This is a genomic window from Erythrobacter sp. (genome assembly GCF_039988855.1).
Classification (GTDB): domain Bacteria; phylum Pseudomonadota; class Alphaproteobacteria; order Sphingomonadales; family Sphingomonadaceae; genus Erythrobacter.
This window is the reverse complement of the sequence record NZ_JBDXIY010000019.1, coordinates 19,059-35,277: the sequence shown is the minus strand read 5'-3', so window position 1 is coordinate 35,277 and position 16,219 is coordinate 19,059. Positions and strand designations below refer to the sequence as shown.

Below are 16,219 nucleotides of genomic sequence, written 5' to 3'. Positions count from 1 at the left end.
GAAAGGCGCGTCCTTCGCGTCAAGTGACTGCCGCGCGCGTGCGGTATTCTTTCCAGTCCCATTCGCGCTGTTCACAGATCATGCGCAATCGCTCCACACCTTCTGCAATATCGGAGAAGCTCAGATAAAGCGGCGTGATGCCAAAACGCATGATGTTGGGAGCGCGAAAATCGCCAATCACATCACGCGCCTTTAAGGCTTGGATTATGGCATAGGCTTGATCGTGGGCAAAGGCGACTTGGCTGCCGCGCTCATCGCTATCCTTGGGACAGATAAATTCGAACCCATATTCGCCGCAGCTCTGCCCCATCAGATCAACAAACAGTTCGGACAATGCGACGCTCTTTTGCCGCAAAGCGCCCATGTCCGCCTCCAGCATGAGGTCAACCCCCTCTTCCAATGCGCTCATCCCCAATACGGGAGGTGTCCCACATTGGAAGCGGTCGATTCCGGTCGCTGGCTCAAATGCTCCATCGAAATCAAAGGGGCGCGCATGGCCAAACCAGCCGGTTAAAACCGGGTTCGCATGGTGGTGACGCTTGGCAGCGAAAAGATATGCGGGCGCACCGGGGCCTCCATTTAGAAATTTGTACCCGCAGCCCACCGCAAAGTCCGCGTTTGCACCATTAAGATCAACTTCGATCGCGCCTGCCGAATGGCTAAGATCCCAGACTACCAAAACGCCCTTTTCATGCGCGCGGGCCGTGACCTCAGCCATGTCGCGAATGCGTGCGGTTTTGTAATGCACCTGAGTAAGGAGCAGCACTGCCACACTTTCATCAAGCGCATCGAGAACCGCGTCTGGTCCAACCTCGCGGCATTCGAGATCACCAAAGCGAGCAAGGCCTTGCATCATATAGTTATCGGTCGGGAAATTGGTGGTCTCGGTTAGGAGCACACGCCGTCCCTCTTGCAAGGAAAGTGCAGCGGTAAGAGCCTTGAAGATATTGATCGAAGTGCTGTCACCCGCGATCACCTCACCCGCCTCAGCTCCGATAATCTGGCCAATCTTATCGCCAATACGGGCCGCCGAATTGACCCAATCCGCACCCAGCCAACTTGTGATAAGCCCGTCCGCCCATTCTTCGGTTATCGTTCGGTTCATTCGTGCCACGGTCCGTTTGGGCATCATGCCCAGCGAATTGCCGTCGAGGTAGATCAACCCTTCGCGTATCGCGAATTCATCACGAAAACGCGCAAGCGGATCGGCAGCGTCCATCTGCGCGATTGTGCCGGGCGTGATGGTCATTGAGTAAGCTCTCTCAAAATAGCGCGAACCGGGCTCGCATCCGCGCCTTCCAACGGGAGAGGCAAGGCAATAAGCTCATACGCTCCCGGCGGCACATCATCGAGCACCAGCCCTTCTAAGATGCGCATATCACCGGCCAGCACTTCGCGATGGGCCTCCATCGTTTTAGAGGTCTGCGGATCAAGCGAAGGCGTATCAACGCCAATCAAGACGGCCCCGCCTTCGCGAAGCCGCGCCACGACATCGGGCGCAATGGCTTTGAAGTTCTCATCCCATGCATCATGGGGAAAGCGGTCATAGGTGCGAAATAGGACGCGCGAGGTACCTCCCATCGCCGACCAATCACAATCCTCCGCCTCAACGCGTTCCCCGGCATGCCGCACATCGACGACCACGCATGGCCCAATATATGCTGCCAGCGAAGAGCCCGCGCTATCAACGCCGTCGTTGGAATAATGGAGCGGCGCGTCGGCATGGGTTCCAGCATGAAGCGGCGCGGTAACTTGGCCGATGTTGACCGGGCAATCGGGGCCAAGATCAACATTGCGCTGGACCACAAGGTCGGGCTCACCGGGCCATAACGGCGTACGCGAACCCAGTTTCTGCGTAATATCCCACATCTTAGTGACCAAGAGGACAGCCTCCTTCATCTTGGCCATCTTCAATATCGGCATATACGCCGCCCTCCTTTGGGGCAGTCATGCGCGTACGCATCGCCCAAAGTTCCGGGAAAAATGGGAGGTCCAATGCCTTCACCAGATAATTCACACCCGATGACCCGCCGGTCCCAGACTTATGACCAATCACACGGCTAACCGTCTTCATGTGCTTAAAACGCCATTCTTGAAAATAGTACTCAACCGCAGTGACTTTTTCAGCAAGGCTGTAGAGATCCCAATTGTTTTCAGGATTGGAGTAAATCGCAAGCCAAACGTCTTCAACTTCGTTACAAGGTTCATACTCTTGCGCAAAGTCGCGCTCTAACCTACTGGCAGGAATGCCAAATCCCCGGCGTGCAAGCAGGCGCAGCAGCTCATCATAGAGCGATGGCGCCGCCAGCACCTCTTCCAGATGAGAGCGTTTTTCCGGATCATCATTATGCACCAGCACAAGGTCTGCGCGTTTTAGCCCGAGGCAAAATTCCAATGCGCGATATTGATGCGATTGAAAGCCAGATGCCTTGCGAAGAAAACCCCGGAAACTGAGGAAATCATGCGGAGAAAGGGTCGCCAGCACTTCCCACGAATGGATCATATGGCGCAACACGGTCGCAATCCTGTCGAGCGTTTTCTCCGCCTTGCCCAGTTCATCAGAACGCAAAGCTTCGATCGCCTGATTGGCCTCATGCAGCGCCAGCTTTATCCAAAGCTCCATCGTCTGATGCATGATGATGAAGAGCATTTCATCGGGCTTATCCGACACCGGAACCTGACTGTTTAAGAGCGCTTCGATCTGAATATGACGGGCATAGGAAAGCCCCCGGTCCCATTGGATCGTCTCACCATCAATCTGCGCCTCGAAGGTTTCGACCCCATCGACGATAGTCTTCTTGATGCTCATGCGTCCGCGCCAGCTTTCTCATATTCGCAATCCCCCGGCACGCTTTCGCCAATGGGGATCAACGGCAAGTCCGAAACGCTTGCATACACGTGTTTAAGGCTCGTCGTCTCCATTTCTTCGAGCAGCGCGTCAAAGCTCTCGATCACGAAATAGGTCGGCTGGAACTCATCAAACGGCCACTGGGTCCGCATCAAACGCGGTAAGTCAAATTGTAGCCGGCGAGGCGCGCCACTGGTGAGTGCATGCACCGTCTCGGCATAACTCGACATGAGGCCAGCGCCGTAAGCGCGAAGCCCGCCACCCTGACGGATAAGACCGAATTCGACCGTATGAAGATAAAGCCGCCCTAACCAATCAGACATGCCTTGCCGTTCGGCCCTGATACCAGCGCGGCCATAGGCGCTCATAAATTCGCCAAAGGTGGGATCGATGAACATCGGCATATGGCCAAAGACATCGTGAAACATGTCAGGTTCGTCGCTGTATTCAAATGAAGGTCCCTGACGAAGGAAATCGGCAACCGGGAATTTGCGTTCAGCCAACATTTTGAAGAAGGGTTCGTTCGGAATGACGCCTGGCACGGCAACCACTTCCCACCCTGTGACTTCGCGCAAACGTTCGTTCCAACGGTCAAAGTCCGGTACACCCATAGTATCGAGTTCGAGTGCGCGCACTCCCTCAAGGAATGTATCAGAGGCAAGCCCTTGGAGCGCCCTAGTCTGCTTTGCGGCAAAGTGACTCCAGCGGTCGTGGTCGTTTTGGGTAAATTGCGCCCAATTTTGAGACATGCTCCAATCCTCGGCGACGTCCTCTGGCGGCGTTTCAAAGAAATGCGCTGCACCCATGGTGGTTGATCCTCTTTCGCCTGTAATCAGCATTGCAGCACATTAGACGATTTTCACGCGACCATTGTCCTAAAATCGCTTGCAAACCGCTCTAAATCAGAACATATTCTTACTAATTGAATCCAAAAAAGAACATTGTTCCATTTCAATGAGACTGTTCATAACATACTCTCCGCCTGTACTTACTGAACTAACCTTGATCGAATGAGGGCTGGAATGGATCATCTTGATTGGAAGATCGTGAGCTTGCTCGAACGCGACGGGCGCATCTCATTTGCGGAGCTGGCGGATAAAGTTGGTCTGTCCAAATCCCCGTGCTGGAACCGGGTTCAACGCTTGCGCGATGAGGGAGTTATCTCAAGCTTTGGCGCGCGTCTTGATCCGGCGTCTCTCGGCCTGGGTGTGCAATGCCATATCTCGGTAACAATCGGCTTTGACGCATATTCGGACTTTGAAAAGGCTGTGTGCAATCACCCAGCGATCATGGAATGCCACACAACCGCGGGCTCGAGCGACTATCTGCTCAGGGTCTATGCCAGCAGCGTTGAGCATCTCGATGATTTGCTTCGCCATGAGATATCAAAGCTGCCAGGCGTGCAAGGCAGCACAACTACGATCTGCCTCAAAACGATTAAAAACAGCGGGTCGTTGGCAGGCCTTGCCCAAAATCTCTAGGCTTTAGACCTGCCAGTTCCACTGCGCAGATTATTGTCTATGCGGTGCGGCGCCCCGCCTCGCCGGCCTCGCGCCGCTGCATCTGGTCGAGCCGTTCAAGCTCTTCCAGTACAGTCGGTGTCACATCGCGATCCGCATTGCGTCCGATGAACAGATCCATATGGCCATAATCCGGGATAATCCGCTGCTCGTAGAGGTCATTGCCATTGTGTTGGCTAAGCCAAACCCGTGTTCTCTGACCGCTTTCAGGGTAGAAAATCTGATTGGTGGCGCCTGACAAGAAGGTGATCGGCAAAGCCAATCGGCGGGCTGCTTCTTGGCTGGTGTAAACAGCATCGCCTTGCTTGTTCACCGCAACTCCAGCACGCATGATATCCTGTAGATGCTCAAACGGGCTTAGAGATACGCGGCTGAACATGCTGCCCAACGCCAAATAGGTGTCATGACCAAGCTGGCGGATATCCCAGCTAGGCCCGAAGACGCCAAAGACACGGCGCACAGTCGGGCTTTTGCACTCCTGCCCTTCGGGCATTGGCACTTGATACATGACAGCGTCGATCTGATTGTCGGCATCGCTGCCTTGGCTGACGAAATCCATATGTCCGTCGAGTAAGGACACCTCTCCAAGAGCGCCTGCCACGCCAAGGTCAGACTTCATATAATTCAGCCAGTCTGTTACCGGATGCAACGTCAATTGCGAGCTGATGAGAGAGCGCACATCGCTTACCCAACCGGCACCAATCCCCATAAGAAGGCTCATCGAACCCACACAATGTGCAAGCGCCTGAACGCTGTCAGCGCCTGAAACCGCCTTCACCTTAGCGATGGCCGCCGGCCAATCGTAGCGCGCAATATCGTCGATATTGAACTCTGGCGGTTTCTCACGATCATTGCCGGAATCCGCACTTGCCCGATAATCGAAGAGCCACACGTCATAACCTTGTTCGACAAGGGCTTCGGTCAGGTTCTTGTCGATCGTTGGCGTCGCGAAGCTTGAGGCTTTGACCGAAAAGCCCGGAGCCAACATAATCGGCCCGCGCATACCGCCGCGATAACGGGAGAGCCCCACATTCACGCCGTCTTCGGTCGGTACAATGTAGCTTTCTGCCCTGGGCAAATGCAGCTCACGAAGGACGAGGTTCTCTGCATCTTTGGTGGGAAAATCGTTGAGCGTTGCCAACATTCCGCCGTAAGCACGGAACACATTCATCGCAAAGAAGCCTGCGTATTTCGCCATGAAATAGGTCTCGATGGCCTTTTTCGCTTTCGGGATCAGGTTCACGACATGACCCACCAAAGTGTCACTGTCGTGGACGGTAATGGTGGTCAGCTGACGCATGAATTCATCAATGCCAAGTTTCAGAACACCGCGCCCGATAAGCTCGCCGTCCTCATCGCCATGACGAAGGGTCACGAACAACGTCGTAAGATCAGTCCATGGATCGGATTTCCCGCGCTGTTCCAGCGTCTTATGCCCATGAAAATGGATCGGACCGTCTGGTCCATCCAAAACCATGGTGTAATTCATGGTCCAGCTCTCAGCCTTGTCGGGGTTGGTAACAAGAAGTTGGAATTCCCCATCGCGCACTTTCATGGGCTCAGGCGAAATCGTCGTCACAAGAACTTCGCCAATGATCCGCGAACGATGGTTCTTGTCTTCAATCATCCGGTGGAGATTGTCTGTCGCAACGGTCAATTTGAAGCTGCACAAGCTCTTTTCAGATTGCCCCCACGCTGCACCGTTTTCGTAGTCATCACGAATTCGCTCGACATGGCCCCAAGGGCGGTGGTGGCAACCAGTCGCACTGATGTAACCTGCCATGGTTTCGGTAAAATCCATACCCGGGCTCATCGCTTCAGGGTGCTCTTCAATAAGCTTACGGATGGCCGCTTTGCCGTCGTCAATCGCGCCAGATCTGAAGTGCTGCGCCGCTTTCACCATGCTGTCGGCTACCGGACCAATCGCATGGCCCGCCACCCATTTGGCGATGCCGAGTTTGAGGTGCTCCTTGTGGGGCACCTCGTGCACTTCGACCTCTAATTCTTCTGCCTCGATTGCGGGTGGAAGAGCCGTCTCTTGGTCAAGCGAATAGTCAATGGTCCAGCCCTGACGCTGAGCAAGCAATTCAACAGCGCGTTCAGATACTGCGGTGATGGTAAGCAGCGGGTTTACGCCCACAGCGCCCGGAAGGACAGAGCCGTCACATACATAAAGACCCTCGTGAACCTCTGCGCCGGACGCACCTGCGAACACACGGCAAGTGTCATCAACAACGCCCGTTTCGGCATCGTCACCCATACCGCATCCACCGATTGGATGCACAGTGATGAGTTTCTGCCCCATAGGTTCTGACCAAAGAGGGTCGGAGAAATATTGCGCTTGGATCGCCTCTGCAGCCTCACGCATCTTGTCATCATCACGGCGGAAAGTGCGCTGCTGCCCGGCATGCTTCCACTCGATGGTAAGGCGGTCGTCTTCGAGTTTGAGATGACCACCAGAATCATCAATACTCATCACAAGATATGTGAGCGTGCGCGCCATGGGGCCTTTGTAAGCAAGATCTGCGATGGAAGCAGGGTCACTCTGAACCGCCTCGCCCATCGTTTTTGCGTCCATTAGGCGCGGTTTCACCTGGTCAAAACCAAAGCGGGTAAAGCCGTCGGCGAGAGCTTCTCCGAAAAAGAAGGCCGGGCCAAGACCAGCGGCGAGAATACCGGGGGCAACGCCCTCTTCGATGACGAGACCTTTGGTCACATCTTCGTTATCGCGCATATCAATGACGCCAGTGATGCACGGACCGGGATAGGCTTCTTGCGCAACATCATTCGCGCCAACGCCAATCGCATAGAACGGCTCTGCCTGGACCTCATCGCCCTTTCGCTCGGATTTGAAATAGCTGTCATAGGCAAAGCCCAATGCATCGCCATTGCCTGAGAAGCTTGCACCTAAGCAGGCTGAGAGTGGAAGCCCTTTTTCACGCGAACGCAGGAGGATTTCTGTCGAACCCAAAGCGCCAGCGCCGAGCACTACATGGTCAGCTGTTATGATAACAGGCGCACTAGCCTTGCCGCCATCATTGCGCTGGACATGGACATGCCAGACATCGCCAACGCGTTCGACATGGGAGACCTTGGCTTCAGTAAAAATTTCCGCACCGTGGTTCGCCGCGTCGGGCAAGTAATTCATAAGCGTGGTGTTCTTCGCACCAACATTGCAGCCAGAAGTACAATCACCGCAATTGTTGCAAGCCGGTTGAGGTACACCAAACTTGTTGGTCTTATCCTCAAAATTGACATTGATCGGGGTCTTATAGAAGCGCTCGTCCATTTCGTTGGCCGAATGCTCAAGCGCCTCAAGCTTGCCAAGCTTAGGATACGTATCCGGATACGCATTCGGATTAAGCATTTCGCGTGCGCGTTCATAGTAGGCGTCGACCATGTGCGGATTATCACGGAACGCTTGGGGCCAATGAGCTTGGTTAAGCAGGCGTTTGTCGAGCTCCAAAGAGACGTTCGCATTGATGAGCGATGTGCCGCCAAGGCCGCAACCGACGAGCGCATATTGGTCATCATTCACATGCAGTTCGAACAGCGCATTCGGCGCGCCAATCCGGCCGCCTTTGACATTGAACTGCACTGCATCTTGCGCATCAGCGATCTTGTTGGGGTATTCGCCCGGTAGATGCTCTTTCCCGCGTTCAAGCACGCAAACATCTTGTCCAGCGCGTGCCAGGCGCGACGCCGCAACACCAGCGCCATAGCCGGAGCCGACAACCAGAACGGTGTAGTGAGACTTCACTTGATTAAGCGATTTGGCGATGCGTTTCTGCCCAAATGGGGTCTGCTGAATGCTCATTCTGCTGCCTCCCGCGCGTATTTTTCGGATTCTTCAAGGAGCTTCACGACGCGCTTGTCGGCCTCCTCGATGATGCGTTTGTGAACGATGTTAGAGAATTCAGTCCAATGGCTTGATGCGCGGCTCACCGCCTCGCTAGTTTCATCGACAAGCCTGCTCAAGCGGCCACTGCCCTCGGCGCGGACCGGGGCCATGGTGCCATCAGTCGGATCATTGAATAGGCGAAGGCTGGCGACTTCCAGTTCGTTGGAGATCAGCATGGCAGCACAACCTTGGACTGGCATGAGAGTAGGCTCATCAAGCACCCACCCGCCGGTATTGAAAACGCCAACTGGCACTTCAAAACCATCAACAAGAAGCTCATCTTGAAACGGCTTATGCGTATGACCGAAGATAAAGTTCACTTCGCGCGGGATACCGCCAAGCTCTCTTTGCATTTCAGCGGCCACTGGCGTGTTCAGATACCAACCCAGATCATCAACCTCGTCCTGACCAAGCACGTGTCCGTGGCCATCACGCTGCCGTTCTGCCGCGCGGCCAGCCGTAAGATCGACGCCTGCGCGGATCAGATTGTCGAGAGTGATCCCGTATTTGAGCTGCATCTTGGGATTGATGCCAAGTTTTGAATGCAACCCGCCCGTAATCCTGCGCGAAAGGCTTTCAGCAAAGTCGTGGCTCGCGCCAGCGCTAAGCATGGTCTCATAAAGAGAACCAACTTCATTACCCACATCACCTGCAGAGCCGAGGTCGGACCACAGAAAGTCAATCCAAGGCCCGTTTTCTTGTTCCAGCTGCTGCATAGTTGCAGGACGAGGATCGCTATCACCAAGGAAGCCGCGCATATTGGAAAGCGCACGGTACATGCCGTCCAGGTAATGCCCGTGGTGCATCACAACAGCGCGGTTCAAGTCTTTGTTGGCAATGCCCCAATTGGGATAGGCAATGTGCACAGAAGCATCTGCAAGATGCGGACGGTGCTTCATGAGCGATTCCATCAAACGACACCGGCGCGATGGCATGCCGAAAATGCGGCTGGTTGAAGCCAAATCACTTGGAATATCGCCAGCCTCAACTGCTTCCAGGAAACCATTATCCTGAGCAATACGCCACAAGTGGTGATCGTGGTTGCCAGCTATATAGATGATCTCGCGAGCAAAAATATCCTCACCATTAACTGGGAAGAAGGCATCAAGCAGCTGCAAAAAACTCTTAGAAACATCACCGAAAGGCGAGAGCCCAAGGTCAAGCGCATCGCCGAGCAGAACAAGCTGCGGTTTGGCATCTCCAAGCGTTTCACGCATTCCATTGGCAAACGCCGTCATGACTTCAGAAGGGCCATCCGCGATCTCATCATGGGCGGTTAGATGCGTCATAATACTGTCGCGCGCGCCCAGATGGACGTCGGACAGAACAACTTGAGCAATACTCATGAGCAGTTCTCCAGGCATTTGTAGAAAGCATCGCGCACCATTTTTTCGCGGGGGTCATCCCACTTTCCGGTGCCAAGCCGATTGGTGATCCAGGCGTAGGAAACACCGTCTTCAGGATCGCAGAAGGCGAGTGAACCACCCACCGCAAAGCTGCCAAAGGCGCTGCGGGTCCGGGCAAATTCCCACTCGTTGAACGGCTTTTCGAAGCCATAGGAATAATACATGTCGGCGGTGAGCACTTGGTCCTTGAGGCCTTTATGCGGATAAGCATGCCCTTGCCTGAGGGTCTCCATCACTTGCTCAGTGATGCCCAGCTTCTCACCACCGCGGGCAAATGCATTGTAGACCTGTGCAAGACCGCGCGCCGAAGCCATTCCTCCAGCTGCGCCCTGCCCGACTTTCCAGAACTCTTCATTGTCGAGCGCCCCGGGCCCAGCAAGGACCAACGGGTTGTTGAGCGTGCGGAAGGCCAATGTACCGGGCAGGCACATCTCGAACGTGAGCGCCCATGGCATGGTCGTGTGATGGATAAACAGGTCTTGCATGCCAAACCCTTCAATCCGCGCGATGCGTTCACGGTCGAAGTTTGACGGAAGGCCAACAAACACGTCCAGCCCAAGCGGACCAGCAATTTCTTCAGCGAAGAATTGCGGCAGTCGGCGTCCCTTTCGATCGCGGCGATGGATCAGCTCACTTGCAATCCAACCTAGCGTATAGGCGTGGTTGCCCGAGTGATCTCCAGGCGTCCAATTGGGTTCTTGCGCAGCGATAGCAGCACAAATCGCTGCCTCATCGCCAATGTTCTCAAGCGTGAGTTTAAAGTCGATTGCTGCAAGACCAGCCTGTTCTGACAATGCCTCGCCAACGGTCACACGGTCTTTGCCATGGGCCGCAAATTCGGGCCAGATGTCCGCAACCGCCTCTTCGTAAGAGAACAACCCGCGTGAAACCGCAACAGCGCCCGCCATGCCGGTGAGACCCTTGGTAAGCGAATAGACAAGGGTAATGTCATCAGATGCCCAAGGCTTATCGCGATTTCTATCTTTCCGCCCGCCATAAAGGTCGACCAAGACCGCATCATTGCGGATGATAGTGCACGCTGCTCCCAGAGCTTCACCTGACAAAACGCTCGCTGCAAAAGCGTGTGCGACAGGTTCGAATCCCGGCGCGACAAAGCCATTTGCGCCTTCGCATGGGCCCACTTGTGCCGCTATATCTTGCGAAGGCAAACTTGATTGTGATTGCATTGTGAAACCCCGCTTGCGCATGAGATGAAGGTCCTCATGCTTGGCGGATGTGTTAAAGCAGTTTGGTTAACACTGAGTTAGGGACAAACCCTCGGCGTGTACTCACTAAGTATTCATACAAGTTACTTGAGAGCTCACTCAATCACAGCCTGTTTTGCTAGCAGATCCAATTGTTGAATTGAGCCTTATGCTCGACCCTTACCCAAAACGCCCCCGCAAACTCATGCTCAATACGAGGCGGAAGATCGTTCAATCCGTTGGCTAGATCACATTCAACCATCGTTATTTTGGAAATCACCAACAAAAGCGCAGCAACTTGAAATTCGTCAGATTTGAGCGGCGAACCAATGCATTTGCCTTTAAGCGATCTCTCTCCAACCCAGCCGCGGATCAGCGGCACACGACGGGGGAGCAGTCTTGCTCCACCCAGTCAATGCGCACGTAACCAACAACGACGGCGGCCGGACGGTTTGGTCTGTTATCGCCTTGCGAGGGCCCCCTTACGCCGCAACGGGCGGTGCGTATTTGGTGAGGTTGATGCCTTCAACGGCTGCTATGTATTCCTCAATCGTTGGCGTGCGGCCAAGGATCGTTGAAAGCACCACAACCGGGGTGGATGATAAAAGGCTCTCACCCTTCTTGTCTGTTGCATCCTCAACAACGCGGCCTTGGAACAGGCGGGTCGATGTTGCCATCACTGTGTCGCCCTTGGCGGCTTTCTCTTGATTGCCCATACACAGGTTACAGCCGGGTCGCTCAAGATAGAGCATGTTCTCGTAATCGGTGCGCGCCGCGTTCTTCGGATCGGTGTCGTCGAATTGAAAGCCTGCGTATTTCGCGAGAAGCTCCCAATCGCCCTCTGCCTTAAGCTCATCAACGATGTTGTAGGTCGGAGGCGCAACCACGAGAGGTGCTTTGAATTCGACCTTGCCGTTTTGCTTCTCAAGGTTTTGGAGCATTTCAGACAGTATCTTCATATCGCCCTTGTGAACCATGCACGAGCCGATGAAGCCAAGGTCCACTTTCTTCTCACCGCCATAGTAAGAGATCGGACGGATGGTGTCGTGGGTGTACCGCTTTGAAATATCGTTATTGTTGACATCCGGGTCAGCGATCATTGGCTCAGCGATAATGTCGAGGTCAACAGCCACTTCGGCAGCGTACTTCGCGTCAGCATCAGGGCGCAGCGCCGGTACTTCGCCAGAACGGATTTCGGCAATGCGCTTGTCCGCTTTCGCGATCAGGCCAGCGAGAACACCGCCTTCATTGTCCATGCCTTTGTCGATCATGATCTGAATGCGCCCTTTGGCGATTTCCAGCGATTCAATCAGCGTCTCATCTTCGGAGATACAGATCGAAGCCTTCGCCTTCATCTCTGCGGTCCAGTCGGTGAAGGTGAATGCCTGATCGGACAGCAGCGTGCCGATGTGCACTTCGATGACGCGGCCTTGGAAGACGTTGTCGCCAAATTGCTTAAGCATTTGCGCCTGTGTTGCGTGGACCACATCGCGGAAATCCATGTGGTCTTTAAGCGTGCCTTTGAAGGTCACTTTGACGCTTTCAGGGATCGGCATAGTCGCCTCGCCCGTGGCAAGAGCCAGCGCCACCGTGCCAGAGTCTGCACCAAATGCGACGCCTTTTGACATGCGTGTGTGGCTATCCCCGCCAACGATTACCGCGCGGTCGTCGATGGTAAGGTCGTTCAGAACCTTGTGGATCACATCGGTCATCGCGTGGTATCCATCCTTAGGGTCACGCGCGGTGATCAGCCCAAACTTGTTCATGAAATTCATAAGCTTGGGGATGTTGGCTTGCGCTTTCTTGTCCCAAACCGACGCGGTATGACAGCCCGACTGATAAGCGCCGTCCACAGTTGGTGAGATCACCGTTGCAGCCATCGCTTCAAGCTCCTGGCTCGTCATCAGGCCGGTGGTGTCTTGCGAACCAACAATGTTCACGCCAACGCGAACGTCAGAACCTGCGTGCAGCACTTGACCATCGGCAACGCCCACTGCGTTGCGGTTGAAGATTTTCTCAACTGCGGTGAGGCCTTGGCCTTCAACGCTGATTTCGCGGTTTGGCGCGTAGGACGATTTGAGCGGTTGGCCCAGAGCAGCTTGTGCAAATGATTGAAGCTTCTTACCAAAGACCACGGCATATGAACCGCCTGCCTTCATGAATTCCATTTTCTGCGCGGTGAAAGCGCTCGACACATCGGCGAGCTCTTCGTCGCCTTCGTAGAGTTTCTTCGTCTTGGTGTTGATCGTGAGGACCTTACCGGTTTCAACCGAATAGGTTTGCTCAAGGATCGGGTCGCCGTATCCGTCTTTTACGGCCTCGCCGTTCTCATCGGTCTTCTTGACCCAGTTTTTAAGGTCGAGGCCAATGCCGCCGGTCACGCCCACTGTGGTCAGGAAGATCGGCGAAATGCCATTGGTGCCCGCCACAACCGGAGCGATGTTGACGAACGGCACATAAGGGCTCGCCAGCTTCCCCGCCCAAAGCGCGACATTGTTCACGCCCGACATACGCGAAGAGCCAACGCCCATCGTGCCTTTTTCCGCGATCAACATGACGCGCGCATCAGGGTGCTTTTCTTTAAGCGCAGTGATCTCGTCTTGCGCCTCTGGTGAAATCAGGCATTTGCCATGCAGTTCACGGTCAGAGCGCGAGTGCGCTTGATTGCCGGGAGACAAGAGGTCGGTCGAAATATCGCCTTCGCCAGCGATATAGGTGATGACTTTGATCTCTTCGTCAATTTCGGGAAGCTTGGTGAAGAACTCTGCCTTTGCGTAGCTTTCGAGGATCTCGGTAGCGACCGCGTTGCCGCCTTCATGGGCGGCTGCAAGGCGCGCCGTGTCGGCGTCGTAGAGGAAAACTTGTGTTTTGAGGACTTCGGCAGCCTGCTTAGATATGCCAGCATCCGCGCCAAGTGCGAGGTCGAGCAGAGCTTCGACCGACGGGCCGCCCTTCATGTGGGAGAGCAGCTCAAACGCAAACCCAACCGTGATCTCAGCCACCGCTTCTTTGCCCAGAACGATCTCTTTCAAGAACGCCGCTTTCACACCAGCCGCGCTCGTCGTGCCGGGAAGCGTGTTGTAGATAAGGTGGTTCAGCGAATCCGCCCGGTGCTCGTGTCCTTCATCTCTGATCTGCACGATCAGCTCTTCGACCAACGGTCCGCCATCAATCGGCTTTGGCGAAAGACCTTGGATTTTGCGGGTTTCAATCTCGTCGAGGTAAGAGGCGTAAAGGCTCATAACTATCCCAGTGCCGATTGCGGCTGCTAAGTGTGAATGCGGCGGACCCGGCATTTTTGCGTTAGGATGGGCGCACGCGAAGGCAATTTGTGTCTGCGGGTATTCAAGACTCCGTCCATGCGCAAGGCATTTTGCCCCACACACAGCACAAGTCTTGATCAATCGCGCCGATCGGCCATGCAACAAGACCAATTTTTGGTCGCGGCACGGATTTCGTACCAATCAAGCAAGTCTACCATTACCCGCCCGCTTGAAACGTTTCTTGCTCAATGGTCCGGACTAGCCAATAATCCGTTCGATCAACCAGAAACTGCCAATCGCCCCGATTGCATAGGTGCTGGTTTTGAGGGCGAGGCCTTGTGTGTTTTCAGACGCGCGGCCTAGGGTTGTGAGAATGATCATTGTGAGCGCAATAACGAGCAGTTGGCCCGCCTCAACCCCGATATTGAACGCAAATAGAGCGGCCGCGAGCTGTGTCTGAGGCAAACCAATCTCAGCTAGCGCGCCAGCAAAGCCAAACCCGTGGATCAACCCAAATGCAAAAGCGACCGCCCATGGAAAACGCCGGGTCAGTGTCTGCCGATCTGGATCGTGCAATACCAACGCCACCTCCACCGCGAGGAATACAATGGAAAGTGCAATCAACGCCTCCACCGGTCTGCCGGGCAGACCTGAAAAGCCAAGGATTGTCGCCACAAGTGTTATGGAGTGAGCGATTGTAAACGCCGTCGCTGCTTTAACCACTGGCCACGGACTGCGCACCAGCAAGACAAGAGCGATCACAAAAAGGAGGTGGTCCCAGCCAAAGATGATGTGCTCTGCGCCGATCACAAAATAGTCGGCGAGTACACCAAAGGGGGAAGGCTCTGACGCAATAACTGCCGCAGGGTTGTCTGCCGTCAAACGGAAACTCTGCGTGGGAGCGTCAATCGGGACGAAGCGTGCGATTGCATCGGACTTGCCCAAGAGTTCACTAAGGCCAAATTGGCCGCCTGCAGGATCACCTTCGCATGCGATGCTGGCCCGCCCCATAAGCGCGGCGGACTGGATACGTTGCACTATCTCTCCTTTGATAGAGCAATTGTCTGGGATCACCGGTTCTAACCGGCTTGCAAGCATGCCAGCGCTGCCGGCTGAAAGTGTGACCTTCCAATCAAGCGTATATTGATCACTCTCCACTTCGCGCATTTCCACGACCGACGGACGCAATTCGTGCGCGCTAAGTGAGCCAAGCGGAAAAACCAGCAATACGGCAAGCAGGCCTAGAAATAAGCGGGTCACGAAAGCTACCGGTCGATATCGATGCGATAAGCGCTGCGCAGCGTTTCATAGGCGCGTTCCTTACGCGCCTTGATTTCAGCACTTCGCCAATCGTTGACGATTGAAACGCGCAAAGTTTCGAAATCAGGTTCAGGCACATTACGCGCGGTCAAACGGACAAGATGCCAACCGAAGCCAGAGGCAAGCGGTCCTTGCCACTCATCTTCAGGTTCAAGTCCCCGCATTCCGGCGGCGAATTGCTGGCCAAACTGTGCTTCGATGTCGCGCATGGGCGTCGTTGACACATTGCGGGGCAAGCCTGTCGCATCGCCTTTTACTTGAGCCCTGGCCATCGCGGCACGCGCGCTCATCTCGCTGGAAAAGACGGCTTGATCAAAGCTAACTCTCGCATTGGCGGACGCTTCGCCCGCGTAAAGTTCAGGATTATCCTCGAGAAATGCGCGAAGAACCTCTTCCGAAGGCTCTGCCGTCTCCGCCGCAAGACTTGCGGACATATCCATCTTGGAGACCATCCGCCTACGCACAATCGCATCGCTTTCGTCAAAGCCAAGGCGTAACGCCTCGCGGTAAAGCACCTCTTCGCGGACATAGGCATCCACCGCCAGATCAAGTTCTGCGTCGGTCGGCGAGCGGCCCATGGTAAGCGTCCAGCTTTCGGCAATCTTTTCTTCTTCGGCAGAACCCACGCTGATCACACGTGATGCCGGATCAGGCTGCGTCCCACCCCATGTCAGCGCCACATAAAGAACAGCGCCCAAGGCCATGAAGTGAACGAGCGGTTCGCGCGTCCAATTGGGTAGCTTCATTTGCGCAGAA

Annotated in this window: 11 protein-coding genes; 1 reads left to right on the top strand and 10 read right to left on the bottom strand. The window is 54.8% G+C overall.

Features of this window, described 5'->3' with window-relative positions:
• Nucleotides 1-19 precede the first annotated feature (19 nt).
• Genes kynU through phhA form a run of 4 tightly spaced genes read right to left on the bottom strand, consistent with a single transcriptional unit; the run spans nt 20 to nt 3,654 of the window.
• Nucleotides 20-1,249 carry a kynureninase gene (kynU, locus tag ABJ205_RS12305; RefSeq protein WP_348160840.1) on the bottom strand — a complete coding sequence of 410 codons (1,230 nt, stop codon included), beginning with the start codon at nt 1,247-1,249 and terminating at the stop codon, nt 20-22.
• Nucleotides 1,246-1,923 (bottom strand): arylformamidase, encoded by a 678-nt coding sequence (gene kynB / locus ABJ205_RS12300; protein WP_348160841.1) that lies wholly within the window; start codon nt 1,921-1,923, stop codon nt 1,246-1,248. The genes kynU and kynB overlap by 4 nt, the downstream gene beginning before the upstream one ends.
• Complete coding sequence (locus ABJ205_RS12295) at nt 1,871-2,809, bottom strand: tryptophan 2,3-dioxygenase family protein (RefSeq protein WP_348160842.1); 939 nt, start codon at nt 2,807-2,809, stop codon at nt 1,871-1,873. The genes kynB and ABJ205_RS12295 overlap by 53 nt, the downstream gene beginning before the upstream one ends.
• Nucleotides 2,806-3,654, bottom strand: coding sequence for a phenylalanine 4-monooxygenase (gene phhA / locus ABJ205_RS12290; RefSeq protein ID WP_348160843.1), 849 nt, complete (start codon nt 3,652-3,654; stop codon nt 2,806-2,808). Before phhA ends, ABJ205_RS12295 begins: the two co-directional genes overlap by 4 nt.
• Nucleotides 3,655-3,870: 216 nt before the next feature.
• Between phhA and ABJ205_RS12285 the strand changes: the two genes are divergently transcribed.
• Nucleotides 3,871-4,329, top strand: coding sequence for an Lrp/AsnC family transcriptional regulator (locus ABJ205_RS12285; protein WP_348160844.1), 459 nt, complete (start codon nt 3,871-3,873; stop codon nt 4,327-4,329).
• A gap of 37 nt (nt 4,330-4,366) precedes the next feature.
• Here the strand turns inward: ABJ205_RS12285 and ABJ205_RS12280 are convergent, their stop codons facing one another.
• The 6 genes from ABJ205_RS12280 to ABJ205_RS12255 all read right to left on the bottom strand — a co-directional run bounded on the left by ABJ205_RS12280 (nt 4,367) and on the right by ABJ205_RS12255 (nt 16,209).
• A complete protein-coding gene (locus ABJ205_RS12280; protein WP_348160845.1) occupies nt 4,367-8,185 on the bottom strand; it encodes a GMC family oxidoreductase N-terminal domain-containing protein in 3,819 nt (1,272 codons plus the stop codon).
• The gene (locus ABJ205_RS12275) at nt 8,182-9,615 is read right to left on the bottom strand and encodes a metallophosphoesterase (protein WP_348160846.1); all 1,434 of its coding nucleotides are present in this window, start codon (nt 9,613-9,615) and stop codon (nt 8,182-8,184) included. Before ABJ205_RS12275 ends, ABJ205_RS12280 begins: the two co-directional genes overlap by 4 nt.
• Complete coding sequence (locus ABJ205_RS12270) at nt 9,612-10,862, bottom strand: serine hydrolase domain-containing protein (protein ID WP_348160847.1); 1,251 nt, start codon at nt 10,860-10,862, stop codon at nt 9,612-9,614. The genes ABJ205_RS12275 and ABJ205_RS12270 overlap by 4 nt, the downstream gene beginning before the upstream one ends.
• 500 nt (nt 10,863-11,362) lie before the next feature.
• On the bottom strand, nt 11,363-14,122 hold the full coding sequence (locus ABJ205_RS12265) for a bifunctional aconitate hydratase 2/2-methylisocitrate dehydratase (protein ID WP_348160848.1): 2,760 nt from the start codon (nt 14,120-14,122) through the stop codon (nt 11,363-11,365).
• Nucleotides 14,123-14,401: 279 nt separating this feature from the next.
• Nucleotides 14,402-15,403, bottom strand: a complete 1,002-nt coding sequence (locus tag ABJ205_RS12260; RefSeq protein ID WP_348160849.1) for a HupE/UreJ family protein — start codon at nt 15,401-15,403, stop codon at nt 14,402-14,404.
• Between the two features lie 5 nt (nt 15,404-15,408).
• Nucleotides 15,409-16,209 carry a peptidylprolyl isomerase gene (locus tag ABJ205_RS12255; RefSeq protein ID WP_348160850.1) on the bottom strand — a complete coding sequence of 267 codons (801 nt, stop codon included), beginning with the start codon at nt 16,207-16,209 and terminating at the stop codon, nt 15,409-15,411.
• Between the last annotated feature and the right edge of the window lie 10 nt (nt 16,210-16,219).